28 protein-coding genes are annotated in these 25,821 nt (G+C 68.6%); 9 read left to right on the forward strand and 19 right to left on the reverse strand.

Features of this window, described 5'->3' with window-relative positions; all coding sequences use genetic code 11:
* Nucleotides 1-4: 4 nt before the first annotated feature.
* Both AC1RAD_RS13405 and ygfZ read right to left on the reverse strand, forming a co-directional pair.
* The gene (locus AC1RAD_RS13405; RefSeq protein WP_492736198.1) at nt 5-928 is read right to left on the reverse strand and encodes a hypothetical protein; all 924 of its coding nucleotides are present in this window, start codon (nt 926-928) and stop codon (nt 5-7) included.
* 147 nt (nt 929-1,075) lie between these two features.
* On the reverse strand, nt 1,076-2,002 hold the full coding sequence (gene ygfZ / locus AC1RAD_RS13410) for a CAF17-like 4Fe-4S cluster assembly/insertion protein YgfZ (RefSeq protein ID WP_070060618.1): 927 nt from the start codon (nt 2,000-2,002) through the stop codon (nt 1,076-1,078).
* 138 nt (nt 2,003-2,140) lie between these two features.
* Here ygfZ and mltG point away from each other — a divergent pair, with 138 nt between their 5' ends.
* From mltG to AC1RAD_RS13440, 6 genes are all read left to right on the forward strand, one after another.
* Nucleotides 2,141-3,166, forward strand: coding sequence for an endolytic transglycosylase MltG (gene mltG, locus AC1RAD_RS13415; protein WP_062472898.1), 1,026 nt, complete (start codon nt 2,141-2,143; stop codon nt 3,164-3,166).
* Between the two features lie 5 nt (nt 3,167-3,171).
* Nucleotides 3,172-3,843, forward strand: a complete 672-nt coding sequence (gene tmk, locus AC1RAD_RS13420) for a dTMP kinase (RefSeq protein WP_492736200.1) — start codon at nt 3,172-3,174, stop codon at nt 3,841-3,843.
* On the forward strand, nt 3,840-4,862 hold the full coding sequence (locus tag AC1RAD_RS13425) for a DNA polymerase III delta subunit-related protein (RefSeq protein ID WP_095947640.1): 1,023 nt from the start codon (nt 3,840-3,842) through the stop codon (nt 4,860-4,862). Before tmk ends, AC1RAD_RS13425 begins: the two co-directional genes overlap by 4 nt.
* Entirely contained in the window at nt 4,859-5,242 is a 384-nt protein-coding gene (locus AC1RAD_RS13430; RefSeq protein WP_062472893.1) for a PilZ domain-containing protein, read from the forward strand. Before AC1RAD_RS13425 ends, AC1RAD_RS13430 begins: the two co-directional genes overlap by 4 nt.
* 85 nt (nt 5,243-5,327) lie before the next feature.
* On the forward strand, nt 5,328-6,134 hold the full coding sequence (locus AC1RAD_RS13435; RefSeq protein ID WP_492735310.1) for a TatD family hydrolase: 807 nt from the start codon (nt 5,328-5,330) through the stop codon (nt 6,132-6,134).
* A complete protein-coding gene (locus AC1RAD_RS13440; RefSeq protein ID WP_095745272.1) occupies nt 6,131-6,811 on the forward strand; it encodes an ankyrin repeat domain-containing protein in 681 nt (226 codons plus the stop codon). Before AC1RAD_RS13435 ends, AC1RAD_RS13440 begins: the two co-directional genes overlap by 4 nt.
* Before the next feature lie 208 nt (nt 6,812-7,019).
* Here AC1RAD_RS13440 and AC1RAD_RS13445 read toward each other — a convergent pair whose 3' ends face one another.
* On the reverse strand, nt 7,020-7,427 hold the full coding sequence (locus AC1RAD_RS13445) for a RidA family protein (RefSeq protein ID WP_492726684.1): 408 nt from the start codon (nt 7,425-7,427) through the stop codon (nt 7,020-7,022).
* Between the two features lie 129 nt (nt 7,428-7,556).
* Here AC1RAD_RS13445 and AC1RAD_RS13450 point away from each other — a divergent pair, with 129 nt between their 5' ends.
* A complete protein-coding gene (locus AC1RAD_RS13450) occupies nt 7,557-8,495 on the forward strand; it encodes a LysR family transcriptional regulator (RefSeq protein WP_492735312.1) in 939 nt (312 codons plus the stop codon).
* Here the strand turns inward: AC1RAD_RS13450 and AC1RAD_RS13455 are convergent.
* The 6 genes from AC1RAD_RS13455 to AC1RAD_RS13480 form a co-directional block, all read right to left on the reverse strand.
* A complete protein-coding gene (locus AC1RAD_RS13455) occupies nt 8,487-10,184 on the reverse strand; it encodes a long-chain fatty acid--CoA ligase (protein ID WP_492735314.1) in 1,698 nt (565 codons plus the stop codon). The two genes, AC1RAD_RS13450 and AC1RAD_RS13455, sit on opposite strands and share 9 nt — an antisense overlap.
* A 104-nt stretch (nt 10,185-10,288) precedes the next feature.
* Nucleotides 10,289-10,738 (reverse strand): nuclear transport factor 2 family protein, encoded by a 450-nt coding sequence (locus AC1RAD_RS13460; RefSeq protein ID WP_492735316.1) that lies wholly within the window; start codon nt 10,736-10,738, stop codon nt 10,289-10,291.
* A 53-nt stretch (nt 10,739-10,791) separates the two neighbouring features.
* Nucleotides 10,792-11,403, reverse strand: coding sequence for a TetR/AcrR family transcriptional regulator (locus tag AC1RAD_RS13465; protein WP_492735318.1), 612 nt, complete (start codon nt 11,401-11,403; stop codon nt 10,792-10,794).
* A 63-nt stretch (nt 11,404-11,466) separates the two neighbouring features.
* Nucleotides 11,467-12,636: a CaiB/BaiF CoA transferase family protein gene (locus tag AC1RAD_RS13470; protein WP_492736202.1), complete on the reverse strand. Its 1,170-nt coding sequence runs from the start codon at nt 12,634-12,636 to the stop codon at nt 11,467-11,469.
* 20 nt (nt 12,637-12,656) lie between these two features.
* A complete protein-coding gene (locus tag AC1RAD_RS13475; protein WP_492735320.1) occupies nt 12,657-13,631 on the reverse strand; it encodes a Bug family tripartite tricarboxylate transporter substrate binding protein in 975 nt (324 codons plus the stop codon).
* Nucleotides 13,632-13,659: 28 nt separating this feature from the next.
* Complete coding sequence (locus AC1RAD_RS13480) at nt 13,660-14,439, reverse strand: enoyl-CoA hydratase-related protein (protein ID WP_492735322.1); 780 nt, start codon at nt 14,437-14,439, stop codon at nt 13,660-13,662.
* Nucleotides 14,440-14,535: 96 nt separating this feature from the next.
* On the opposite strand from AC1RAD_RS13480, the gene AC1RAD_RS13485 reads away from it, so the two are divergent.
* Nucleotides 14,536-15,444 (forward strand): LysR family transcriptional regulator, encoded by a 909-nt coding sequence (locus tag AC1RAD_RS13485; RefSeq protein ID WP_492735324.1) that lies wholly within the window; start codon nt 14,536-14,538, stop codon nt 15,442-15,444.
* A 31-nt stretch (nt 15,445-15,475) separates the two neighbouring features.
* On the opposite strand, the gene AC1RAD_RS13490 is transcribed toward AC1RAD_RS13485, so the two are convergent.
* The 5 genes from AC1RAD_RS13490 to AC1RAD_RS13510 are packed head-to-tail and all read right to left on the reverse strand — an operon-like array spanning nt 15,476 to nt 18,815.
* Nucleotides 15,476-15,967 carry a nucleoside deaminase gene (locus AC1RAD_RS13490; protein WP_159277014.1) on the reverse strand — a complete coding sequence of 164 codons (492 nt, stop codon included), beginning with the start codon at nt 15,965-15,967 and terminating at the stop codon, nt 15,476-15,478.
* 19 nt (nt 15,968-15,986) lie between these two features.
* Entirely contained in the window at nt 15,987-16,322 is a 336-nt protein-coding gene (gene uraH, locus AC1RAD_RS13495; RefSeq protein WP_492735326.1) for a hydroxyisourate hydrolase, read from the reverse strand.
* A 48-nt stretch (nt 16,323-16,370) separates the two neighbouring features.
* A complete protein-coding gene (locus AC1RAD_RS13500) occupies nt 16,371-16,886 on the reverse strand; it encodes a hydroxyisourate hydrolase (RefSeq protein WP_492735327.1) in 516 nt (171 codons plus the stop codon).
* A complete protein-coding gene (gene uraD, locus AC1RAD_RS13505; protein ID WP_492735328.1) occupies nt 16,879-17,433 on the reverse strand; it encodes a 2-oxo-4-hydroxy-4-carboxy-5-ureidoimidazoline decarboxylase in 555 nt (184 codons plus the stop codon). Before uraD ends, AC1RAD_RS13500 begins: the two co-directional genes overlap by 8 nt.
* 50 nt (nt 17,434-17,483) lie before the next feature.
* Nucleotides 17,484-18,815, reverse strand: coding sequence for an MFS transporter (locus AC1RAD_RS13510; RefSeq protein ID WP_070060608.1), 1,332 nt, complete (start codon nt 18,813-18,815; stop codon nt 17,484-17,486).
* Between the two features lie 198 nt (nt 18,816-19,013).
* Between AC1RAD_RS13510 and AC1RAD_RS13515 the strand changes: the two genes are divergently transcribed.
* Nucleotides 19,014-19,976, forward strand: a complete 963-nt coding sequence (locus AC1RAD_RS13515) for a LysR family transcriptional regulator (protein WP_062472868.1) — start codon at nt 19,014-19,016, stop codon at nt 19,974-19,976.
* 16 nt (nt 19,977-19,992) lie between these two features.
* On the opposite strand, the gene AC1RAD_RS13520 is transcribed toward AC1RAD_RS13515, so the two are convergent.
* The 5 genes from AC1RAD_RS13520 to AC1RAD_RS13540 form a co-directional block, all read right to left on the reverse strand.
* The gene (locus AC1RAD_RS13520) at nt 19,993-20,865 is read right to left on the reverse strand and encodes a winged helix-turn-helix transcriptional regulator (protein WP_492735330.1); all 873 of its coding nucleotides are present in this window, start codon (nt 20,863-20,865) and stop codon (nt 19,993-19,995) included.
* Nucleotides 20,866-20,948: 83 nt separating this feature from the next.
* Nucleotides 20,949-21,521, reverse strand: coding sequence for a DUF1120 domain-containing protein (locus AC1RAD_RS13525; RefSeq protein ID WP_492735332.1), 573 nt, complete (start codon nt 21,519-21,521; stop codon nt 20,949-20,951).
* Entirely contained in the window at nt 21,518-24,034 is a 2,517-nt protein-coding gene (locus AC1RAD_RS13530; protein ID WP_492736204.1) for a fimbria/pilus outer membrane usher protein, read from the reverse strand. Before AC1RAD_RS13530 ends, AC1RAD_RS13525 begins: the two co-directional genes overlap by 4 nt.
* 29 nt (nt 24,035-24,063) lie before the next feature.
* Nucleotides 24,064-24,780: a fimbria/pilus chaperone family protein gene (locus AC1RAD_RS13535; protein WP_492735333.1), complete on the reverse strand. Its 717-nt coding sequence runs from the start codon at nt 24,778-24,780 to the stop codon at nt 24,064-24,066.
* Between the two features lie 263 nt (nt 24,781-25,043).
* Nucleotides 25,044-25,775, reverse strand: a complete 732-nt coding sequence (locus AC1RAD_RS13540) for a DUF1120 domain-containing protein (RefSeq protein ID WP_492735335.1) — start codon at nt 25,773-25,775, stop codon at nt 25,044-25,046.
* Between the last annotated feature and the right edge of the window lie 46 nt (nt 25,776-25,821).

Below are 25,821 nucleotides of genomic sequence, written 5' to 3' on the forward strand. Positions count from 1 at the left end.
GCGGTCAGTAGCGGGCCGGCGGGTCCGGCACGTAGCCGGGGTCCGAACCCGGGAACGGCGAGGGGCCCGACGGGCGCGGCCAGCGCTGCGGCACCGGAATGACGCCCGCGGCGACCAGGTTCTCGCGGCTGTCGTAGCGGATGCGGATCACCTCGTCGGGCTGCGAGCTGGCGCGCTCGAAGGTCGTCTTGCCGACGTAGGAGGTCTCGCGCCGTCCGTGGGCCGTGCCCAGGCTCGGGCTGGGCGCCGACTGGCGGGCCATGGCGCTGGCGGACGACTCGGCGGCCATGTCGGCATTGCCGGCGCTGCCGGCGGGCGGAGCCGCCTTGGTCCGCGCATCGCCCATCGACGACGGTGCCGGCGGCGCCTCGCTGCGCCGTTCGCGGCTGCTGTTGCTGTACTCGTCGCGCGATGGATAGGGCGTCACGACCGGCGGCGGCGGTTCCGGCCGGCGTTCGCGGAACATCGCGACGCCGATCACGCCCACGTCGTCGGGGCGGCCCGTGCGGCTCGCGTAGGAGTTGCCGGCGGCGGCGAACTCGAAGGCCGCGATCTGCGAATCGCTCTTGCGCCAGCCCGCGATGTCGCTGCGCTCGCGCGGGCCGAACACGTAGCCGTTCTGGCCGACGCCGGCGGTTTCGCCGGTGACGACGTTGACGCCGTCCACCGACATCACGGCCATGATGCGTTCGCCCATCGCGTTGCGCGCCCGGATCGCATAGCGCGCGCCGGGGCGGCCGGCCACCCAGTACTCGCCGCGGTGGCGGTAGATCGGCAGCTCGGCGCCGCTCGTGCGGTCGACGATGCTGATGTTCATCAGCCCGCCGATGCGGCTGGCACCGGAGGGGTACGGCCGCATCGGGCTTTCCGCCCCCGCCGACAGCGCGGTCAGGGCCAGGACGGTGGTGAGGAGAAGTCTGCGCTGCATCATGGTGGCTTCCTTGCCAGGAGTGGATCGATGCAGGCTTCTACGGCGGGGCCTCGCGAACGGGGTTAAGCGTCGCGCAAAAAAAATGGCGCTGTCGGTGAGACAGCGCCAAGCGCCCCCGGAAAGAAGGCAGGGACGCAGGGGAAATCAGATGTCTTCGAGCAGCGGATAGGGCAGCGGCTCGACCGACAGCGCCGGCCCGCCGGGCGCCCCCGCGTGCAGGCCGCCGGCCTCGAGCGCGGCAATCTGGATCGAGATGAGCGCCGACCAGCCGCCATCGGGCGCGGGCGCGGCCTGCGCCACGGTGCCCACGGGCTGTTCGGCGTCGTTGGCCGCAAACACCTCCTGGCCCGCGGCCAGCGGGGCGTCGGTCTGCGCGAGGTAGGTGCGGCGCTTGAGCGTGCCGCGGAACTGGCTGCGGGCCACGATTTCCTGGCCGGGGTAGCAGCCCTTCTTGAAGTTCACGCCGCCCACCGACTCGTAGTTGATCATCTGCGGCACGAAGGCCTCGATCACCGGCGTGGTCAGCGTGACGATGCCGCTGCGCACCTCGCTCCAGGGCCACAGCGCGGCGTCGAGCGTCGGGCCCACGGGCGCCTTCTGGTCGGCCGGCGCGATCCACAGCGCGCGCGGCACGCCGTCGGCCGGGTACAGCGACACCACGCTGATGTCTTCGCCGATGGCCGTGCGGCGACCGGGCGGCAGGGCCGCGTCGAGGCCGTTGGCGGTCAGGGCGGTGCCGGCCACGCCGTGCAGCGCGAACTGCTCGGTGGCGTCGGTCAGCTTGACCTTGGCGCGCAGCACGTACATCGACAGGCGCTTGAGCGTGGCTGCCAGGATGTCGCGGCTGCACACCAGCAGGATGAGTTCGGGTTGTGGCCGGATGCCGATGAAGCTGGCGATCACGCGGCCCTTGGCCGTGCAGAGCGCCGCCAGGCGGGCTTCGGTGGCGCCGAGCAGCGAGAAATCCTGCGTGAGCTGGCCGTGCAGAAAGCTGGCGGCATCGGGGCCTTCGGCGCGGATCACGCCGAGGTGGGGCAGGGTGCTCACCCCGTTGAGAACGACTGTGGTCATCGCTGAATTATCATGGCCGTGCCTGTTCCTTCGGGGCGGCAGGGATTCCCCGTCGCAGCGACGGGGCCGGCCGTTCCCGCGGGTCGGTGTCCATCTGCTTGCCAGCCCTTTTTCTTCCTCCGTCTTTTCCTCGGATTCGTGCGCAGCTTCTTCCTCACGCTCTTCCTGCTCGTGGCCCTGGCCGTCCTGGCGCTCGGCGGCGCCGGTCTCTGGTGGGTGCACCAGCCGCTCAAGTTGCCGACGCCCAGCGTCGACCTGTCGGTGGAGCCCGGCACCACGCCGCGCGGCATCGCGCAGGCCGTGGCCGACACCGGCGTCGACGTGCAGCCGCAGCTGCTGTACCTGTGGTTCCGCGTGTCGGGGCAAGACCGCCAGATGCGCGCCGGCAGTTACGAACTGGAACGCGGTGTCACGCCCAAGCTGCTGCTCAACGTCCTGGTGCGCGGCGAGGAAGCCACGCGCAGCGTGGTGCTGGTCGAAGGCTGGAACATCCGCCAGGTGCGCGCCGCGCTCGCCAAAGCCGAGCAGCTCAAGCCCGAAAGCGTGGGCATGAGCGAAGACGCGCTGATGGCCGCGCTGGGCAAGCCGGGCCTGCACCCCGAAGGCCGCTTCTTCCCGGACACCTACACCTACTCGAAGGGCTCGACCGACATCGCGCTGCTGCAGCGCGCCATGCGGGCCATGGACAAGAAGCTCGAGGCCGCCTGGGCGGCGCGCGCGGCCGATTTGCCGCTCAAGTCGGCCGATGAGGCGCTTATTTTGGCCAGCATTGTCGAAAAGGAGACAGGCAAGGCCAACGACCGCGCGGAGATTGCCGCCGTCTTCACCAACCGGCTGCGCATCGGCATGCCGCTGCAGACCGACCCGACCGTGATCTACGGCATGGGCACCGCCTTCGACGGCAACCTGCGCAAGCGCGACCTGCAGACCGACACGCCCTGGAACACCTACACCCGCGGCGGCCTGCCGCCCACGCCGATCGCCATGCCCGGCAAGGCCGCGCTGCTGGCGGCCGTGCAGCCGGCGCAGAGCAAGTCGCTGTACTTCGTCTCGCGCGGCGACGGCACGAGCCAGTTCAGCAGCTCGCTCGACGACCACAACCGCGCGGTCAACCGCTACCAGCGAGGCGGCGGCAGCAGCTCCCAACCCAAGGCGACCCAATGAGTTCGATCAGCAATGGCGGTCTGTTTCTGACGCTGGAAGGCATCGACGGCGCGGGCAAGTCGAGCCACCTCGACGCGCTGGAAGCCCGCTTCAAGGCACAGGGCCGCACCGTGGTGCGCACGCGCGAACCCGGCGGCACGCCGCTGGCCGAGACGCTGCGCGGGCTGGTGCTCGAACAGCCGATGAACCCGTTGACCGAATCGCTGCTGGTGTTCGCGGCGCGCTGCGACCACATCGCCCAGGTCATCGAACCGGCGCTGGCGCGTGGCGAGGTCGTGCTGTGCGATCGCTTCACCGACGCCACCTTCGCCTACCAAGGCGCGGGGCGCGGCTTCGACACCGCCGTGCTGGCGACCCTCGAACAGTGGGTGCAGGCGGGCCGGGCAGGTTTGCCTGCGTCGCAACTGCTGCAGCCCCAAGTGACTGTGTGGTTCGACCTCGCCCCCGAGATCGCCGCCCAGCGCCTGGCCGGCGCGCGCGTGCCCGACAAGTTCGAGGCCCAGCCCGTCGAGTTCTTCCGCCGCGTGGCGCAAGGCTACGCCGCCCGCGCCGCTGCTGATGCGTCGCGCTTCGTGCGCATCGACGCGAGCCAAACGCGTGACCAAGTCTGGCAACAGATCGACACCGCGCTGGTGGCGCGTGGCGTGCTGTCGCCGGTGCAGGGGGCCGCGCGATGAGCGAGCCGGTGAACACGCTGACCCCGTGGCTGCGCCAGCCCTTGGCCGAACTGCTGCGCCAGCGCGGCCATGCCTGGCTGCTGCAAGGCCCGTCGGGCATCGGCCAGTACGAACTGGCGCTGGCGCTCGCCGCCGCCTGGCTGTGCGAACAGCCGGTGGAGGAGGGCGGAGCCGCCTGCGGCCACTGCGCGAGCTGCCACGCCATCGAGGTCCGCACCCACGCCGACTTGTGCGTGCTGATGCCCGAGGTCGCGATGCAGGAACTGGGTTGGCCGCTCGACGAAAAGGCCCAGTCCGACATCGACGACAAGAAGCGCAAGGCCAGCCGCGAGATCCGGGTCGAAGCCATGCGCGACGCCGTCGGCTTTGCGCAGCGCACCAGCGCGCGCGGCCGCGGCAAGGTCGTGCTCGTGTATCCGGCCGAGCGCATGAACACCATCACGGCCAATGCGCTGCTCAAGACGCTCGAGGAACCCGTCGGCGACGTGCGCTTCGTGCTCGCCAGCGAGGCCGCGTGGCAGCTGCTGCCGACCATCCGCAGCCGCTGCCTGGGCTTCACGCTGCCGTGGCCCGAAACCGCCGAGGCCGAAGCCTGGCTGGTGGCGCAAGACGTGCCGGCCGCCGATGCCGCGCAACTGCTGCGTGCCGCAGGCGGACGGCCCAGCGATGCGTTGCGGCTGGCGCGCTCGGGCCAGTCGCCCAAGGCGTGGTCGTTGCTGCCCAAGGCCGTGTCGCGCGGCGACGTGGGCGCGCTGGCCGACCAGGCGCCGGCCCAGGCCGTCGTCTCGCTGCAAAAGCTCTGCCACGACCTCATGGCCGTGGGCCACGGCGCCGAACCCCGTTTCTTCGACGCGGCCGACCTGCCGCCGGCCCCGCACAAGCTGGCGCTGGCGCGCTGGTCGAAGTCGCTCGCCGCCGCCGCGCGGACCGCCGAGCACCCGTTCAACGCCGGCCTCATGCTCGAAGCGCTTGTGAGCGAGGCGCGAAGCACCCTAAACTCTGCCGCTCGCCGCCCATGAACCAACCTGTCGCTCCCGCCGCCGCTTCGTCTGCCACGCCCGCCCGGCCGAGCGTCATCCAGCTCGCCATCAAGGAAAAGGGCGCGCTCTACGCGGCCTACATCCCGCTGTTTGCCGAGGGCGGCATCTTCATTCCGACCACGCGCGAATACCGGCTGGGCGACGACGTCTACGTGCTGCTCACGCTGCCCGAAGACCCGCAGCGTTACCCGGTCGCCGGCAAGGTTGCCTGGATCACGCCGGCCCGCGCCGCCGGCAACCGGGCGCCGGGCGTCGGCGTGCGCTTTCCCTCGGACGAGAAGTCGCGCCAGCTGAAGGCGCGCATCGAAGCCGCGCTCGGTGGCTCGATGGCCTCCGACCGCCCGACCCAGACCATCTGAGTTCTTTCTCCGCCGCCGTCCCCGTGACGCGGAACTCCGGACACGGCGCGATCTCCCACAGGCGCGCCGCACTTCATCCTTTCCGATGTTCACCGACTCCCACTGCCACCTGACCTTCCCCGAATTCGCGGACCAGATGCCCCAGATCCGCGCCGCCATGGCCGCAGCCAAGGTCGACCGGGCGCTGTGCATCTGCACCAAGCTCGAGGAATTCGACGACGTGCAGGCCCTGGCCGCCAGCTACGACAACTTCTGGGCCAGCGTGGGCGTGCACCCCGACAACGAGGACATCGCCGAGCCCACCGTGGAAGACCTGGTGCGCCTGTCGGCGCGCCCGCGTGTCGTGGCCATCGGCGAAACCGGCCTCGACTACTACCAGATGGAAGAGCGCAAGGGCGGCCGCAGCATCGCCGACATGGAGTGGCAACGCGACCGCTTCCGCGTGCACATCCGCGCCGCACAGCAGACCCGCAAGCCGCTCATCATCCACACCCGCGACGCCTCGGCTGACACGCTGGCCATCCTCAAGGAGGAGGGCGAAGACGGCACGGGCAGGGCGGCCGGCGGCGTGTTCCATTGCTTCACCGAAACCGCCGAGGTGGCGCGCGCCGCACTCGACCTGGGTTTCTACATTTCCTTTTCGGGCATCCTGACTTTCAAGAAGGCTCAGGACCTGCGCGACGTGGCGGCCTTCGTGCCGCTGGACCGCATGCTGATCGAGACCGACAGCCCCTACCTGGCGCCCGTGCCGTACCGAGGCAAGACCAACAACCCGTCGTACGTGCCCTTCGTGGCACAACAGATCGCCGAACTGCGACAAATGCCCGTAGAGGACATCGCCAAGGCGACAAGCGACAACTTCGAAGCTTTGTTCAGGGAAGTCAAATCATGAAAAATTACTTTAAGAAGTCGATATATCTTGTTGTCATGGCTGCATCTTTTGCAGCACATGCCGGTTCGTTCGAAGACTTTTTCCGCGCCGTGCGCGGCGACAACGCCAGCGGTGTGCGCACCCTGCTGAACCGCGGTTTCGACCCGAACACGCGCGACGAACACGGCCAGACCGGCTTGATGCTCGCGCTGCGCGAACCGTCGCCAAAGGTCATCCAGGTGCTGATGGAGTCGCCGCAACTCAACGTCGACCTGGCCAACGCCAAGGACGAAACGCCGCTCATGCTGGCATCGATCAAGGGCCAGCAGGACCTGGTGGTGCAACTGCTCAAGCGCGACGCCGCCGTCAACAAGACCGGCTGGGCACCGCTGCATTACGCCGCCAGCAGCGGGCAGCTGTCGATCATGAAGCTGCTGCTCGAGAACCACGCCTTCATCGACGCCCAGTCGCCCAACGGCACGACGCCGCTGATGATGGCCGCGATGTACGGATCGAACGACGCCGTGAAGCTGCTGCTGGCCGAAGGCGCGGATACGGCGATGAAGAACCAGCTTGGCATGACCGCGGTCGACTTTGCAGTGAAGGCCAATCGGGCTGAGTCTGCGGAGCTGATCAAGGCGGCTGGGGATGCGAAGGCGAATGGGGTGAAGGCGGTGCCGAAGGATGGGAAGTGGTGAGCGGCTGGATGGGTTGAATGCGGCTGGGATGGTCCATCTGAAATCAACACAATGTGCATTATGTAAAATGACTTGTGTGCGTACGGAACGCTTGCCGCGGTGAACCTGAGAACCTGGGCAGTCCTCGACCCGAGCCCAATGCCCTTCCGGCCTTCGCACTTCGCCCAGCCCCTCATTTCAGGCCAGAGCGAAGTAGCCCAGAGTCGGATCAGCTCAGCATGCTCCCATCCGGCAGCTTCGCAATCACCTTGATCTCGAACTGGAAGCCATAGAGCCACGTCACGCCGATCCCGGTCAGCGTCGGGTGCGGCGCTTCGCCCCAGTACTCGGGCACCAGCTTCCAGATCGTTTCGAAGTTCGATTCTGGATCGACGATGAAGACCGTCACGTCGACCACGTCGTCGAAGGTGCAGCCCGCGGCTTTCAGGATGGCGTTCAGGTTGTCGAAGGCGCGCCGGACCTGCGCCTCCAGTTCAGGTTCCGGCGAGCCGTCTTCGCGGCTGCCGACCTGCCCGGACACGAACAGGAAGCCGTTGGATCGGACGGCCGGCGAATAGCGGTTGCGCTCATAGAGCGCCTGGCGCCCAGGTGGAAAAACGACGTCGCGTGAGGCCATAAGGTGCTTTCTTTCTGCGGTGAATGAGGACGATGCAGGGACTTTAGGAAGCCATGCGCCATCGATAAACGGGCAAAGCCAACAATCACTGTTTGCAGATCCCAAACAATCGCCGGCAGGAGCCCTCCCATGGACCGTTTCGATGCAATGCAAGCCTTCACCCGCGTGGTGGAAGCCGGCAGCTTCACCAAGGCCGCCGACACGCTGCACATGAGCAAGACCAGCGTGACGCAGTTGGTGCAGCAGCTGGAGGCGCGGCTGCGTGTGAAGCTGCTCCATCGCACGACGCGCAAGGTGAACGTCACGGCCGATGGCGCGGCGTACTACGAGCGTGCGGTGCGGCTGCTGGCCGACCTGGACGATGCCGAGACCAGCCTGTCGAGCGCCGCCGCCCTGCCCCGCGGCCGCCTGCGGGTCGACGTGCCCAGCCCGCTGGCCCGCATGATCCTGGTGCCCGCGCTGCCGGCCTTCCATGCGCGCTACCCCGACATCCAGCTCGACATGGGCGTGAGCGACCGCATGGTCGATGTGATCGGCGAGAACGTCGATTGCGTCGTGCGCGGCGGCGAGCTCACCGACCCCTCGCTCATGGCCCGCCGCGTGGGCGACCTGCAGCTTGGGGTCTACGCGGCGCCGAGTTACCTGGAACTGGCCGGCACGCCGACGCATCCGCGCGAGCTGGAAGACACACACCACCGCATCGTCGGCTTCCTGTGGTCGCGCCACGGCAAGACCTTTCCGTACGCCATGCGCCGGGGCGGCGAGCGCGTCGACGTGCAGGGCCGCTACGTGCTCTCGGTCGACGATGGCAACGCCTACCTCGCGGCCGGGCTGGCGGGCCTGGGCATCCTCTGGCTGCCGGACTACATGGCCGCGCCGCACCGGGCGCGCGGCGAACTGGTGCCGTTGTTCGAAGACTGGCAGCTCGATCCGATGCCGCTGTACGTGGCGTTCGCGCCGAACCGGCATGTGAGCGCCAAGCTGCGCGCGTTCATCGAGTGGGTCGCGGGGCTCATGGCGCAGCATGCGCCGGTCATCGTTCGCCCTGGGCCGTCGGATTCACGTTGACGTAGCCTCTGCTTCCTGCAGCGCGCGCCACATCACCTTGCCGCTGCCGCTCTTGGGCAGCGCGTCGACGAACTGCACCACGCGCGGCGCCTTGTACGCCGCCATGTTTGCGGCGCACCAGTCGATGATGTCCAGCGCGCTCACCGGCGGCTGCCCGGGCTTCAGCACCACCAGCGCCTTGACCGATTCGCCGCGGTAGGCGTCCCGGGTCGCGATCACGCAGGCCTCCTGGATGGCCGGGTGGCGGAACATCAGCGCCTCCACCTCGGCCGGCCAGACCTTGAAGCCGCTCGCGTTGATCATCCGCTTGAGCCGGTCGGTGACGAAGAAGTAGCCCTCCCCGTCCACATGCCCCATGTCGCCGGAGCGAAAGAACTGCTTGCCGTCGATCTCGACGAAGGCGGCCTCGGTGTCCGCGGGGCGCTTCCAGTAGCCTGCGAAGACCTGCGGCCCGTGGATCACGATCTCGCCCTGCGCACCTGGCGTGACCTCGCGGCCCGTGTCGGGGTCGATCACGCGCGCGTCGGTGCTCATGAACGGGATGCCCAGGCACTGCAGCTTGGGCGCGTCGGGCGGGTTGTAGTGCGAGGGCGCGGCAGTTTCGGTAAGGCCGTAGGCCTCGACATAGCGCAGGCCGTACTGCTCGAACAGCCGCTGCGCCACCGCCTGCGGCATTGCCGCCCCGCCGCCGCCGATGGTGACCAGGCTCGACAGGTCGAAGCGCGCCGCGTTCGGACTGGCCAAGAGGTCGATGACCATGGTCGGGATGTTGGCCCAGTGCGTGACCTGGTGCGTGGCGATCAGCCGGCCGGCCAGTTCGCGGTCCCAGCGCGGCATCAGCACGGCCGTGGCGCCCACCTGCATCGCCGCGTGCATGACACCGACCATGCCCGTGATGTGGAACATCGGTACGGCCACGAGGTGGATGCTCTGCGGCGTCACGTTGCCCCAGGCGTTGATGGCCATCGCGTTGTGCATCGCGTTCGCGTGGCTGAGCAGGCAGCCCTTGGGCAGGCCAGTCGTGCCGCTGGTGTAGGGCAACAGGGCCAGTGCGTCCGCATCGGCGCGGGCCACGGGCGGTGCGGCTTCGCAGGCCAGGCAGTCGGTCCACGCATGCACCGCGCCACCGGCCAGCGTCGGCAGTTGGCGCCGCGGTAGCAGCCACGGCGCCCAGGCTGCCGGCATGTCCTGTTCCGACAGCGCGGCCGGGTCGAAGGCATCGGTGAACTGGGTCACGACGAGGTGGCGCAGCTGCTGCGCCTGCGGCAAGGCATCGCTGGCTTTCGCAAGCTCGACCGCGAGGTCGGCCGTCGCGATCGCCACCTGCGCATCGGGATCGACGATGAAATGCTTCAGCTCCTCGGCGCGGTTCATCGGGTTGACCGGCACCACCACGGCATCGGCGCGCAGGATCGCGAAATGCGCGATCACCAGCTGCGGACAGTTCTGCATCGCCAGCAGCACGCGGTCGCCGGGGCGCACGCCCAGCGCATGCAGGCCGGCCGACAGGCGTTCGACGGCGGCCCACAGCTGTGCATAGCTCATCGTGCGGCCCATGAAGATGAGCGCCGCCTTGTCGGGAAAGCGGCGGGCATTGACCGCGAGGTTGTCCCACAGCGGCGTGCGCGCCGCGTGCAAGGCGCGAGGCAGGCGCCGGGGCCAGAACGTGTGATGCGGGCGGGTTTGCATGGCGTGCTCCTGGAAGGTGGTAACCGTCAGTCGATCGGGCGCGGCAGCGCCCTGCCCGCTTCCAACAAGCCGGAAGCGGGTGCGATGCTTCAAGAACGAGACGGCTACGGCTGGCCGGGCGCGATGCCCGCGCGCGCAAAGGCGGCCTGCGACTGGGCGCCGTTCATGTAGACGTCCTTGCGTGTCACCTCGCCGGCGTCGTTGACGTCGACCACGTCGAGCATCTCGACGCGCGCGGTAAACGGCTGCCCTGCCGTGTCCTTCAGCGGCAGCACCATCACCCACTCCAGCACCCAGTGCCGCGCGCCGAACAGGCTGCGCCGCAGCTCGAAACTGAAGGGATAGCGGGCGAACACGCCGACGCAGTACTGGCGCAGCGCCTCGCGCCCGCGCACCGGCGCGGAGCCGTCGTGCAGCCAGTAGGTCGTGTCTTCGGAATGCAGTGACGCGATGCGGTCGGGGTCGCGCGTTTCCCATCCGACGTGGTACCGCGCGAACAACGCTTCGGTGTCCAGGGCGGGGTCGGCGGGATCGGTCTTGCCAGGAAACGCCATGTCTGTCTCCATCGGATGCGATGGAGAAAATTTACCGACCCAAAGTCGGTTTGTCAATCCGGGGACGAACCCAACCCGTGTTGCTGCAGCCCGCACAGCATGGTTTCGAGCAACCGGCAGTGCAGCTGCACGGCGGCCATCGGGTCTTGCGCCGCCCCGCAGGCCAGCGCCGCTTCGGCCACCGCGCCGGCGATGAGCCGCGTGGCGGCCTCGATCTCTTCGGGCGACGTGCCCGCCGGCATGATCGCCACCAGCCCGGTGCGGATCGAGTCCATGAAGTGGCGGTCGTCGATGCCGCGCCAGCGCTCCCAGCCGAGCACCACGGGCCCGTCGACCAGGATCAGCTGGCGCAGGCCTTCCTGCGTGGCCGCTTCGAGGTAGATGCGCAGGTTGGTCGCGATGGTGTGGGGCGAGCGGTGCCCTTCGATGCGCTGGATGCGTGTGCCAAGTTCTGCGGCGAGCTCGGCTTGCACCGCATCGAGCACGGCTTCGAAGACGTCGTGCTTGGCGCGGAAGTGGTGATACAGGCCGCCCTTGGCGATCCCCGCGCCGGCCGCGATGTCGTCGATGCTGACCGCCGCGAACCCCCGCTCGATGAACAGCTGTCGCGCCGAGGCGAGGATGGCCCCGACGGTGGTTGCGCTGCGCTTGGCCTGCTGGACCATGTGCGTCTTTCTCCTCGATGGCTGCTGCGCCACGTGAACACGCGGGCAGTATGGCACGCAGTGTCAGTCGGTCGGCGCCGCCGACAGCTCCCGCAGGAGCTCCTCCGTGTGCTCGCCGAGCCGGGGCGCCGCCCTGCCCGCCACTGGCTGCGCATGCAGCCAGCGTGCTGCCGGCTCCAGGCCGACGTAGGTGTGGCCGCGCGCGTCGGCGTAGTCCCGCACCGGGCCGCTTTCGCTGTCGCGCAGTTCGCGGATGAGGGCCTCGACACTGGGAATGCGTGCCACCGGAATGTCGGCCGCGAGCAGAACCTCCAGCCAGTGCGCCGTCGGATGCTGCGCGATGTGCTGCTCCACGAAGGCATACACCGCATCGATGTGCTGCGTGCGGCTGGCCATGGTGCGAAAGCATGGGTCGCCGTTCCACAGCGCCTCCTGCCCCACCAGCCGCAGGAAGTTTTCCCAGTGCTTGTCGGTGTACAGCAGTGTGCTCAGCCATCCGTCCTGCGTGCGGTAAGGCTTGCGGTAGCGCGACAGCAGCCTCGGGTTGCCGGGCTGGCCCAGCGCTGGCTCGAAGCTCGCGCCGGCCATGTGATCGAGCAGCACGAAGTTCGCCATGGTCTCGAACATCGGCACTTCGATGAACTGTCCCTGCGCGTGCGCTTCGTCCCGGCTGCGCTGCAGCAGCGCGGCCAGCACGGTCTGCGCGGCGAAGAGGCCCATGGTCTTGTCGGCGATGTTCAGCGGCAGGTACTGCGGCTCGCCGTCGCCGGTGGCGGCCACGAGCGCGGGCAGGCCCACCATGCCCTGGATCAGGTCGTCGTACGCGGGGCGGCCCGCGTACGGGCCGTCCTGCGCGAAGCCCGACAGGAAGACGTAGATCAGCTTCGGGTGGTGCCGCTTCAGATCCTCCCAGCCCAGCCCGAGACGTGCGAGCGCGCCCTGGCGCATGTTGGTGATGAACACGTCGGCCGTGGCCACCGCGCGCAGCAGCGTGTCGGCCGCTTCGGGCGCCTTCAGGTCGAGGCACAGGCTGCGCTTGCCGCGATTCAGATTGAGAAAGACCGGCCCCATGCCCTCTTCGCGCACCGGCCCCATGCCACGCATGATGTCGCCCTCGGGCGGCTCGACCTTGATGACGTCGGCGCCGTACTCCGCGAGCATCTGCGTGGCGTACGGCCCCATGATGACGCTCGTCAGATCGAGGATGCGGACACCCGAGAGAGGCAGTGCCATCGTCGTCACGCCGCCCTCCTTCATTGCGGCTCGATGCGCGCGTCGCGCACGATGGCCTGCCACTTGGCGATCTCGCGCTTCACGTAGGCCGCGAAGGCCACGGCATCCATCGTGCTTGGCGCCGTGCCCTGACTTGCCAGCGTTTCCTTGAATGCCGGCTCGCTCATCGCGCCGATGGCGATGCGGTTGAGCTGCTGCACGATCGCGGGTGGCGTGCCGCGCGGCGCATACAGGCCGATCCAGATCTCGGTCTCGTAGCCGGGCACGCCCTGCTCGGCGATGGTGGGCACGTCGGGCAGCGAGGGGTTGCGCTGCGCGGTCGACACGGCGATCGCGCGCAGTTTCTGGCTCTCGACGTACTTCACCGCCGTGAGCGCATCGACGAAGGCCGCGTGGATCTGTCCGCCCAGCACGTCGTTCACCGCCAGCGCCGTGCCCTTGTACGGAACATGCAGGAACGGAGCGCCCGTGCGGGCCGCCAGGAGTTCGCCCGACAGGTGTGTCGTGCCGCCGGTGCCCGACGAGCCGTAGGACACGCCCCCGCTCTTCTTCGCGAACGCGATCAGCTCCTGCAGGTTCTTCGCGGGCACCGAGGGATGGACCACGAGCACGTTCGGCGTGCGCGCCAGCAGGGCCACGGGCACGAAGTCCTTCTCGGTGTCATACGGCAACTGCTTGGTGATGGCCGGGTTGACGACATGCGCCGTCGTCGTGATGAGCAGCGTGTGGCCGTCGGGGCGCGACTTGGCGACGCGCTCGGCGCCGATGATGCCGCCCGCGCCCACGCGGTTCTCGACCACCGCGGGCTGCTTGAGCTCGTCCTGCATCCTGCGCGACAACTGGCGGGCCAGCACGTCGGTCATGCCGCCGGCCGTGAATGGTACGACCAGCGTCACGGGGCGGTCGGGGTATGTGGACGCGACGGCCGGGGACAGCCCCGAGGCCAGCGCCAGCCCGAGGGAGGCGGCGCGCACGAATTTCGAGATCGTTGTCATGTGTCTGTGTCTCCTTGGAGAGGCTGCTTCAGCCGCGCTTTCTCGCGCGCAGGAAGGCCTCGATGTAGTCCTTGGGTTCGCTCGTGTCGTAGGCGCGCACCAGCGCTTCGACGCCGACGGCGATGGCGTCCTGCGTGGGCATGCGTTCCCAGCTGCGGATCAGCGCCTTCTGGTTGCGCAGGGCCTGCGGCGCACCCGACAGCAGCTCGTGACGCCAGGTGGACACTTCGTCCTCGAGCGATTCGGCGGGCGCCGTCGCGGTGATGAGGCCCCAGCTGCAGGCCGTGTCGGCGTCGATCATGCGGCCCGACAGCAGCAGGTCGCGCGTGCGGCCCCAACCGATCAGGCCGGGCAGCAGCGCGCCATGAATGACCGAGGGCACGCCGAGCTTGACCTCGGGCATGCCGAAGCGCGCGTCCTTCGCGGCGATCTTCAGGTCGCACACGGTCGCGACCTCCATGCCGGCACCCAGGCAGTAGCCCGACACGACCGACATGGTGGGAAACGGCAAGGCGCGCAGCTGCTCGCACAGCGCGAACACGCCCTTGATGTAGGCATCGATGTCGCGGTGCTTCGCGTCCTTGAGGAACTTGATGTCGGCCCCGCCCACGAAGGCCGTGGGACGCCCGCGCAGGATCAAGAGGCGGATGTCGTCGCGCCACTGCAGCTCGTGCAGCGTCTCGGTATAGATGGCGGCGGCCTCGGCGGTCAGCAGGTTGAGGCGGCCGTTGTCGAACTGCACGCTGGCGACGCCTTCGGCATCGACATCGACATGGCAGCAAGGGCGGGATTCGGTGGAGGTTTCCATGGTGCAGGCGGATCGGTGATGGGATTGCGCCTGATCGTAGGCAGCCCTCATTGATGCAACAATGGAATTATTTGAATAAACCAAGTCCTATTTGGAATGAATATCACCATCCGGCAGCTCGAGGTTTTCCTGGCGCTGTTCGACACGCGCAGCTTCACCGCGGCCGCCGCCCAGCGCCACATGACGCAGTCGGCCGTGAGCAAGGTGGTCGCCGAACTCGAGACGCAGCTGGGGTTCGCGCTGTTCGACCGCACCACGCGGCGCGTACAGCCCAATGCGCAGGCCGTGGAGTTCCATCCCTTCGCGGTGGAGATCATCGCGACCATGCGATCGGCGGCGCGCAGCGTGGCCGAACTCGCTGACCTGCAGCGCGGGCGCGTCGGCATCGCCGCCTCGCCCATGATGGTCTACGGCCTGCTGGCTCCGCTGATCGCCGACTACCGCAGGCGTTACCCCGGCGTGCAGTTCGACCTGCACGAACTCTCGACCGACGAGACCGTCGCGAGCGTGCTGGCCGGCCGGGTCGACTTCGGCCTCGGCGCGATCGACCACGAGATTGCCGGCGCCGACACGCAGGTCGCCTTCGAGGATTCGATGTTCGCCGTGGTTCGCGCGGACCACCCGATGGCCGGCAAGAAGAAGGTGCCGTGGAAGGAGCTCGCCCGCTGGGAGCACATCAGCCTGCGCAACGTGTACACGGTGCGGCGCACCATAGACGACATCGTGGCGCGCCAGGGCATCGCGCTGCCCAGCGCGATCGAGGTCGGCACGCTCACCGCCGCGCTCGGGCTGGTGCGTGCGGGTGCGGGAGTGGTCGTGCTGCCCGGCTACGCGGCCCGCATCGCGCAGGAATGGGGGCTCAAGGCCTGCGCCATCGCCGACATCGGCGCCACGGTGCACCGCATCCACGTGATCCGGCGGCAGAAGTCGACGCTGTCGATTGCCGCGCGGCGCTTCCTCGACGAGCTGCGGATGTCGGCCGGGAAGCTCCCCGCCCGCCCCTAGCGTCGGGGGCGGTGCGGGGCTTTCTTGTGGCTCAACCCGCCGGCTGCGCCACCTTGCTCCACGCCTCGTACAGGTCCTCGTCGCTTTCGTCGCGCACCGGCAGCGAATGCAGCTTCATCTCGCGCTGCTCCAGCGGCCGGGCGATCTCCACATAACCGCGCGCGGCCGACAGGTCAAAGGGCTCGCCGTCTTCGTTCGAGTAGGCGTAGAACACCTCCTTCACGCCCGACAGGTACATCGCCGTCAGGCACATCGAGCACGGGTAGCCGCTGGCGTACACGGTGCAGCCCGACAGGTCGGTGCTCTTCAGGGCCTTGGCCGCAGCGCGCACGGCCTGCATCTCGGCGTGGGCCGAAGGGTCGCACAGGGCATCCACTTCATTGACGGCGGTGGCGATGACCTTGCCGTCGCGCGCGATCACGGCGCCGAAGGGCCAGGTCTTGCGTTCGCGGATGTTGCCCATGGCGAGGCGGATGGAGTCGAGCAGGTACGCGCCTGCGTGGGGGTCATGGGATGTGGTCATTCAGCAAAAGCTCCCGCGGTCAGCTGCCGCGATAGGTGGAAAAAAACCAGGGGGCGCACAGCATCGGCACGTGGTAGTGCTGCCCGGCGTCGGCGATGGCGAAGCGCACGGGCACCACGTCGGACAGCGCATCGGCCGCCTTGAAGTGGTCCCCGACGTGGAACTGCAGCTCGAACTGTCCGGTGCGCGCCGAGGCAGCAGCCAGCATGGGCGCGTCGGTGCGGCCGTCGGCGTTGGTGCGCGTGCTGTTCAGGCGTGTGGGCGGCGTGGTCGCCACGTCGTAGAGGTCGACCTTCAGCCCGACGAGCGGGCGGCCGGTGGTGATGTCGAGCACGTGGGTGGTGATGCCGGTCATGTGAAGAAAACTCCTTGCGGACGATGGGAACGAACGGGGCCTGCTTGGTCAGCTGCCGCGCGAGTAGGTGTAGCTCCACGGGCCGAACTGGATCGGCAGGTGGATGCGCTCGGCCACGTTGGCCACGCGGATGCGCACCGGCAGCTTCGACAGGAACGGCGGCGTCGGCAGGCGCGACTGCTTGCGTGCGAAGTACTCGTCCACGTGCAGCAGCAGCTCGTAGTCGCCGGCGCGGTAGCTGTCGCCGATCAAGAGCGGCTCGTCGGCGCGGCCGTTGCCGTTCATGGTTACGGTGCGCAGCAGCTTGAAGCCGTCGCCCTCGCGCACCGAGAGATCGATGCGCAGCCCGGTTGCCGCGGCGCCGTGGAAGGTGTCGAGCGCGTGCACGGTCAGGCGCGGGCTCACGCCGTGCAGCACGATCGGGCCGCTGGCCTGGGCCGGCCCGGCGGGTGCGGCCGTTGTCTGCGCAACAGCACCGTGGGGCGCCAGGGCTGCAGCGCCGAGCGCGAGGCCCGACAGCGCGAAGCGACGGCGTGCGGGCAGGGAAATTTCTTTCTCAGGCATGGACCGCTCCTTGGGAGATGGACGCACCCAGCAGCGTGTCGATGCGACCGCGGGTGATGAGGCCGATCTGCGTCAGCGCCGCGCGGCGCTCGGCTTCGGTGGACTCGGCGGCGCGGCTGCGCAGCGCCTCGAAGATCTGGCCCTTGGTGCTGCGGCGCACCGCGATGATGAAAGGAAAGCCGTGCCGCTCGCGGTACACGCGGTTCAGCCGCTGGATCTCGGCCATCTCTTCGCGGCTCAGCGCATTCAGGCCCGCACTGCCCTGCTCGCCGACCGATTCGGCGGTCATCGTGCCGGCCTGGGCTTCGCGGCCCGCCAGCTCGGGGTGGCCGCAGAGGAACGCCAGCTGCTGGGCGTCGGGTGCGCGGCGCACCACGTCGAGCATGGCTTCGTGCAACGCGTCGATGGTGGCGAAGGGCCGCAGCGACCAGGCCGAGCGTGCGACCCAGGGCGAATTCTCGAAAGTCGGCCCGAGTGCGGCGACGAACGCGTCGCAGTCCATGGCGTTGAGCGCCTGGAGATCGAAACGATGGGCGTGGGAAGGCATGGAGAGCATCTCCTTTGTATTCAGACAGACGGACGAAGGGGTGAAAGGAATCAGCGCGCGGGCGTCTTGTGCAGGCGCGGCACGAACAGCAGGATCAGCACGGTGGCGCAGATCTCGACCGCCGCGACCACATACAGGCCCGGCGCCAGGCTGCCGGTGGCGGTCTTGATGAGGCCCAGCATCCACGGCGCGCCGAAGCCCGCGAGGTTGGCGATCGAGTTGATCAGCGCCACGCCGCCGGCGGCCGCGGTGCCGGCCAGGAAGCGGTTGGGCATCTGCCAGAACACGGGAATCGCGCTCATGGTGCCGACGATGGCCAGCGTGAGGCCGGCCAGCACCAGGGCCGGGCTCTGGCGCAGGAACAGCGCCACCACCAGCAACGCACCCGACCCCAGCGCCGCGGCCAGCGCGCAGTGGTAGCGCGACTCCTGGTGGCGGTCGGAGTGGAAGCCGTTCCAGATCATGCCGGCCGCGCCGCACAGGTAGGCGCCGGCCATGATCCAGCCCACGGTCAGCGGGTTGGTGAAGCCGATCTCTTTCACCAGCGTCGGGCCGTAGAAGGTGAGCGACGAGTTGGCCGCGATGATGCAGAAGAAGATCAGGATCAGCAGCCAGAACTTGCCGTTCTTCAGCGAGGCCAGCATGCTGTGTTCGCGGTGGCCCAGCGTCTTGCGGTCGCGTTCCAGGTCGTCGTGCACCAGCTGGCGTTCACGCGCCGTGAGCCAGTGGGCCTGCTCGGGGCGGTCGGTCAGGTAGAAGTAGGTGGCGATGCCGGCCAGCACCGAGGGAATGCCCTCGAGCAGCAGCACCCACTGCCAGCCGGCCCAGCCGTTCACGCCATGCATGTTGTTCATGATGGTGCCGGCCAGCGGCCCGCCGATCACGCCCGCGAAGGCCGAGGCCGACATGAACATGCCGAAGGCCTTGGCGCGCCGGCTGTCGGGGAACCAGTAGGTCAGGTACAGGATGATGCCGGGGTAGAAGCCCGCCTCGAACACGCCCAGCAGGAAGCGCAGCAGGTAGAACATCTCGGTGCTCTTCACGAACATCGTGGCGATCGAGGTCAGGCCCCAGCCGATCGTGATGCGCATGATGGTCTTCTTGGCGCCGATCTTCTGCAGCAGCAGGTTGCTGGGCACCTCGAAGAAGAAGTAGCCCAGGAAGAAGATGCCCGCGCCCAGCCCGTAGGCCGCTTCGCTCCACTTCAGGTCGTCCAGCATCGTCAGCTTGATGAAGCCGATGTTGACCCGGTCGATCCAGGCCAGCACCCACAGCAGCATCAGGAAGGGAATCAGGCGGAAGATGATCTTGCGGTAGATGCCGTCCAGTTCCGCCGTGGCGGTGTGTTCCCGGACTGGCGCCATCGTGGCGTCCATGCTCATGGTTGTCTCCATTTCTAGGTGTGGACGGGACGCGCCGCCTGGGACCTTCTGTGGGTCCGCTTGCGGCTGCCGTTCCCGCTGGTGGCGAACTGTAGGCAGATATCGCGGCCCCGGATCACGCTCTCTAGAATGTGCGGCATAACGGTTTGCCATGATGGTGCTGCCGCCGGCAACGCCTCTTTTCTCCGCCCTGCCGCCATGTCACGCTCCCACGCTCCCGTCGACACCTACCTGCTGCGCGTGCTGGTCGCCCTGGTGGCCGAACGCAGCGTCTCCCGGGTGGCGGTGCGCATGAACCAGACCCAGCCCGCCATCAGCACCGCGCTGCGCCGGCTGCGCGAGGTGTTCGCCGACCCCATCCTGGTGCGCGAGCGCAGCGGCATGGTGCCCACCGAGCGGGCGCTGCAGCTGCGCGACCGCGCGCGCGGCGCGCTGCTCGAAATCGACCGCATGCTCTCGGGCCCCGAGCAGTTCGAGCCCGCCTCCAGCGCGATGACCTTCCACCTCGCGCTGCCCGACTACCTGGCGATGAGCTTCCTGGCCGACGTGACGACGAGGTTCCGTGCCGAGGCGCCGCATGCGCGGCTGGTGGTGCACCCGCTGAGCGTCACCTACGACTACGAGCGCGCGCTGGCCCAGGGCGAGCTCGACATCGTGATCGGCAACTGGCCGCAGCCGCCCGACCGGCTGCACCTGTCGCTGCTGCTCGAGGACGACCTGATGTGCCTCATGGGCAAGAACAACCCGCTGGCCGCCAAGGGCGCCATGACGATGGAGCGCTACATCGCCGCGCGCCACGTGGTGCCCACGCCGTATGCGGCGTCGCAGCGCGGCGTGGTCGAGACGCACCTGGCCACCTTGCGCCAGACGCGCGAGGCCTGCATTGCCGTGCCCTACTTCACCGTGGCGCCGCACCTGCTGGTGGGCACCGACCTGGTCTTCACCACCGCGCGCCATTTCGCGATGCAGTTCGTGCACACGCTGCCGCTGGTGGCGGTGCCCGCGCCGCAGGGCTTTCCGCGCATGCGCTTCTACCAGCTGTGGCACGACCGCTCGCAGCACGAGCCGGCGCACCGCTGGCTGCGCGGCATCCTGGCGGCGGTGGCGTCGGGGCTGGCGCGGCCCGATGCGGCGGAAGCTGCCGCACCAGCAAGCGCCTAGGCTGATTGCCTTTCGCTCAGGCGGCCGAACCCGGCGCAGCGGCTGCGCTCCCCCACGCGCGTTCCCCTGCCCTTCGGACGGGTTCCCGCTGCCGGCGCCTGTTCTCTTCCGGCGCGCTGGCCGCGGTGCTCAACCGGTAGCCCTGCCCCGGGACGGCCTGCAGTTCCAACCCATGGCGTCCGGCGCCCAGGCCGAGCTTGCGCCGCAGGCCGCACACGTTCGTGGAAAGCACCCCGGAGCCGCAGCGATGGCCACTGTCCCACACCAGCGCGCGCAGCGCGTGGTGGGTCAGGACCTGATCGACGTTCCTGAACAGCACGATGGCCAGGTCGAACTCATTGGGCGTCAATTCGACCCGGATGCCGGCCACCTGCGCGCTGTCCGCGGACAGGTCGAAGCGGAACGCACCCCATTCGACGAACTGGCCCGCCACCCGTGCCCGGTGCCACTGCAGGAAGCACCGCATCAGGAGGTACGCCTCTTCGAACGAAGACGGTGTCACCTCCACGTGGTCGGATTCGCGCGCATGCAGGACCGCCAGCTCGCGCAGACCGCGTTTGCCGCCGCTCAGGACCAGGGGGCACTCCGGGCCCACCTGCTCCCGCACCTGGGCGATCAGTGCGCCCGCCGCGCCGGCGTCCACCGGACAGGCCACGACCACGGCGTCGAAGCGAAGGTGGAGGTAACGGCACGCCTGCATCAGTTCCAGTGCGCTGGTGAAGACCAGCGGCCAATGGCCGAGCCTGCGGATGGCCCGCCCCATCTGCTGTCGGGGCCGGAGTTCCGGGTCGATCACCGCAATGGTGGCGCACACGGGCTCATCCCACAGGATGGGCAGCCGCAGCGTGGAGGGAATGGCGGTGTGGACTGTGCAATGGCTCTGCTTCAAGGGTCGCTCCAGAGGTAGATGGATCGGATGTCGAATCGCCTTGTGGGCGAACCGAAGGGGTGGCCTGTGCGCCGGATGACGGGCTAACGGCTCAGAACTTCGAAACGCCCCGCGCCTTCCCAGGTGCTTTCGGCCGCGACGCGCGTCGCGGCGGTTCCCACGAAGGGCTCGATCTCGAGCTGGACCGTCAGGCGTTGGCCCTGGGCCAGGCCTCCGCCGTCCATGGGCGACATCCGGTCGCCGGGCCGAAGGAACGACGAAGGGGCCGCGCCCGTGGCATCCGCCTGCGATGCGGCCAGGCGAACCGGCTTGCCGTCGAGCTGCGCCTGCACGATCCGCAGGGTGAAGCGGCCGGTCCCGGCAAACCGGAACCCCGTGTCGTCCGCCGCCGCGCCCTGGAACGACAGCGCCATCGCCGTGCGTTCGGCGCACACCGCCGTGAGCGTCACGAGGCGCTTGCCCAGCGAGGCGCGGGCGGGGTCGGGCTGGCGCTCCAGCAGCTGTGCGCGGGTCATCCGTCCGTAGTCGACGAGCGGCTCGCTCAGTTGCGCATCGCAGCGTGCCGAGGCTTGTGCATGCGCCGGCATTGCTGCCAGCGCGACAAGTGCCATGCCGAACGTCGCGCCCATTCGGCGCAGGTTTTTCATCGTGATCATGGGTGTGCTTCCATGGCCGTGCAGGTGGCATTGGCCGATTCAAAGTAGGCAGATGCGTCGGGTGTCTGCGGCAGCGAAAACGCGAGCCTGCAGGTGCCGCCGTTCGACAGCGTGACCCGCAGGTCCGCGCCGTCCCGCACGTCGGGCAGAAAGACCTGCCCGCCGTCGACCACCGAGGTGACGTACTGGTTGTCGCCATCGACCACCGCCCCGCCCTTCTCGAGCGCCTGCCCTGCGGGACCGACCGCTTTCAGCAGCACCCGGCGGGCATTGACCACGCCGAAGCGGATGTGGTTCACCGATCCGCGGCCCGCATCGAGCTCCTGGTAGCCGTTCACCAGGTCGACGTTGCGAGGCAGCGACCGGGTCGCGATCTCCAGCCGGCTCGTGTGGTACGGGAACAGCTGCGGGGCCACCGCGCGCCCCCAGGCGTCGGTCCACACCGGGCCTTGCGGCGTGCCGATTCGGACGCCGGACACGCCCCCCACCGAGACGATGCCGAAGGTGTCCTGCACGGGGTACGGCGAGAACGTGATGCCGTCCTTGTGGGCGACGATGCCACCTTGCAGTTGCCCGCTGTAGGTGGTGCTCGCGCCGTTGCGCGAGAAGCCCAGGTTGGCCTGCGTGTAGCGCGGCAGCAGGCTCAGGCGCCCGGCGAAGTCGTTGCGCCCGTCGCGGCTGTCTCGCTCGGCCGAGACCTGGTAGCTCGTGGTGTCGTTGATGCGCTCGTTGAGCGTGACGCCGGCGCGGGTCCGGTCGTCGTAGCGGTTGACGTACGTCTTCACCGTCTTCGAGCCCAGCGGAATGCTCACCGTGACATAGGCCGCATGCCGGTTGTCGAAGCGCCCGAGGTCGCCCGTGCTGCGTTCCACGTTGAGCGACACCGTGGCGTGCGGGAACGACTTCACCCACGAGCCGATCACGCGCTGGATGTGGCGTCCGTCGAAGCTCGAGGAGGCCGAATACGCCAGCCGAAAACCGCCAAGGCTCGCGTGGGTCCAGCCGACAGAGCCCGTGTACTGGCCCTTGTAGCGCTGGCGCGTCCAGGCGGCGTCGAACAGGTTCGGGTTGATCGTGTCCGCCAGGGCGCGGTAACCCCGGGTCTGTTGCGTGGCGCTCACCGACGCCGACAACGCGGGCGAGATCACGCTGCTCACCGAGGCATCGACCTGCGTGCCGCGCACGCCTTCCCCCGAGGCGTTGGACACGGCCTGGCGAAACCCCGCCATCGTGCCTGGCACCACCATGCGATTCACGGCCCATGCGGCGGCCTGGTAGCGCGTGGCCGCCATGGCGCCCGCCGTCAGGTGCGTGCGCTTGTCGAGCGCCCAGGTGCCGGTGCCTGTCGCCACCCAGGGCTTGTCTTGGCGCTCACCGTGGCCGTACGGGCGGTAGCGGCCGACCGCGAACGAGTAGCCCGCCGTCGTGCGAAGCGCGGTCGCGCCCAGGGCGGCGGCGGGCACGGTGAACGGCCGGCGCGAGCCGTCGGCTTCGATGACCGTGACTTCCAGGTCGCTCGCGCCGCTGAGCAGCGGCAGGCCCGCCAGCGAAAACGGCCCCGGCGGGACCACCGTCGAGTAGATGAGCGCGTGGTTCTGCCGCACCTCAACGCGGGCCTGCGTGTGGGCGATGCCTTCGACCACGGCGCCGTTGTCGCGCGCATCCGCGCGCAGGGCGCCCTCCGGGACGATCTGCACGCCCAGGATCGAATCGCCCGGGAAGATCGAGCTGGCGATGGTGATCTGGCCGCCCTGCACCGTCGAGCCCAGGCCGGTCAGCGTCTTCTGGCTGTAGGCATACAGGTGCTGGATCTTCTCCTTGCCGTTGTGCGAGGTGTAGCTCTGGCGGCTGCGGAAGATCCAGTCGCCGACGTTCAGGCCGGCCTCGGTGCCCAGCGAATGGAAGCTGCTGGTGCCACCGGCATGGCGGCTGTCCATCGTCAGCAGGTCGTAGTTCAGCAGGCCGGCAGCGCCGCCGCTGCTGAAGGTGTCGGCGCGCTCGCGGGCCCGGAACGCGTCGGTCGGCACGATGAGGCGGACCTCGTCCCTGCCGGGGCGCAGCTCGACGATCGTGCTGGGAAACTGGCGCTGGAATTCATCGCAGGCCGTGGCGCCCGCAGCCGCGTCGTCCGCCGCCGTCTCGCTGCCCGCGACGAGGCCGGCCTTGTCCCGCAGCGTCTCGTCGAAGCACAGGCGGCCGTCCGCATCGAAGGTGGCGGGCACCAGCCCGCGCCGCTCGCCGTTGACGAACAGCGTCACCACGCTCGTCCCGGCGCGAAAGCGGGCTTCGTGCCGGAAGTAGTCCGCCAGCTTCGGATCAATGCCGCGCTGCTTGAGCACGTCCTGGTCGAAGCCGGCGACCTGCTTCTCCTTGATGAACTGCTCGAGGGCGTCGGCGTGCTCCTCGCCGGCCAGGGCAAAGGCCGAGGGAGAAGCCAGCAGCACGCAGAGCATCGCCGGCAGGCCGGCCGAAGTGCCTTTCGCGCGCTCGCCCATGGCGGCCGCCGGGGCCACGGTGCGCAAGGACGACAGCCCAGCCATCGTCAGTGCGCCGCGAGCCTGACGTCGTAGCTGGCCACGGTGAAGCCGTACACCGTCGCAGGCACCATCCGCACCGTGGCGGCCCCCTTCGCAGCGGCCGGCAGGGGCACTTCCACCGTCTCGCCGGGCAGCACATGGGGGCGCGGCAAGTCGACCGTCGCGGTCGACGGGAGCAACTGGACCGCGGTGGCCAGGCGCACCACGTACGGGCTGTCGTTCACGACGCGCAGCGTGCCGGTCCCGACCGACCACTTCAGTCGCTTCCATGGCTGGTCGTCCTTCGCCAGGCCCTTGGGGTGGATCAGCACCGGCAGGTTCTGGCGCACGTTCATGGTCACGCGCAGGCCCGGTTCGGTGTTCTTCGGCGGGATGCCTTCGAAGATCACGCGCCGCAGGCGCTGCGTCTTCAGCGGCTCCTTGGTCTGCAGCAGAAAACGCACCAGCTGTGTCTCACCCGGCTCGACCCGGGCGACCGGCGGGGTCACGATCAGCAGGGTGTCGTCGTCCCCGGGAATGCCCGTCAGCGACGTGAACATGAGCGCCGGCTTGGCGTCCGTGTTCTTGACGTTGATACTGGCTTCGCCATCGCTCTCGTTGACGATGACGACCGAGGTTTCCGGCAGCATGCCCGCGGCATGCAGCGGCAGCGGGGCGAGGCCCGCGATCCATGCGGTCGAGGCGGACAGTGCGAAAACAAATCTGGCGGGGATGAAGTTCACGGTTCTCTTTCCTGTGGTCGGACGAGCGCGTCCGCCGTCTCGAAAGGGGCGCTTTCGAGAAGAATCAAAAATGGGGAGGGACCGACGGGCCGTTCGCCAGCCGTGGCACCCCGTCGATCCCGATCGGTCCGGACGCGATGCCGGCCGGTGCTCTATGCCGCAGCGGGCTCGAGAACGGAATGCCCTGGAAAGGGTTGCGCCAGGCGCCCTGCCCGGCACCACCCTGTATCGGGCGGAAGACCCGCCCGATACAGCCGTGTGGCTTACAGGTAGACGAGTTCGAAGGTCGACAGGCCATCCAGCGGGATCGCGTGGGTCAACGGCAGGTTGCTGCTCTTGTCGATGGCGGTCACCACGCCGATCGTGGTCGTGATGGACTTGTGGGGATTCGGCGTCGTGGTCGTGGAGCTGTTGACGGCCCCAATGAGCCTGCTCCCATCAGCAACCAGGGCAGATTTTGAGCCAACTTGGCTCCAGCTGGTGCCGCCGTTATCGCTCTGAACGATATACGCGCCGCCTTCACTGGTGATCAGACCCAGGAGCTTCAACGAATAGGCGCCAATCTTCTTGCCATCCGAAGTGCCCAAGCCGAGCTTCATGTTCGGGGCGGCCCCTTGGATCGTTTCAAGCGAAGTGATCGCGCTCGCGGCGCGTTCGTCAATCACCTTGAAGCCGAACCGCGTAGGCGCATCGCAGGTCATGATCAGTTCGACCGACTTTTCCGCGAGCGTGGTCTGGGCCGTCGGGTTCAGCGAGCTGGCGGGAATGTTGCCGTAGTCGACCACGCCTCCGCCCGTGAAAACGGGCGTGCAAGGGGATGGCGTGATGGTTCCGGCGATCCGAAGCTCGGCACTGTCGGCGCTCGCCTGGCCGGGCACGAACATCACGGCGGCCACGCTGGCGACAGCGGCAAGAGTTGCGATTTTCTTCACGAATAATTTCCTCAAGAACTTCAAAAAAGAGATTTCAACGAAGGATTCATTGACGCCCGCCATGGCCCCGAAACGCTGCCCTTGACGGCAGAAGAAACAAGAGCGGAAA

Source organism: Variovorax sp. GW823-FHT04B03 (assembly GCF_058796495.1).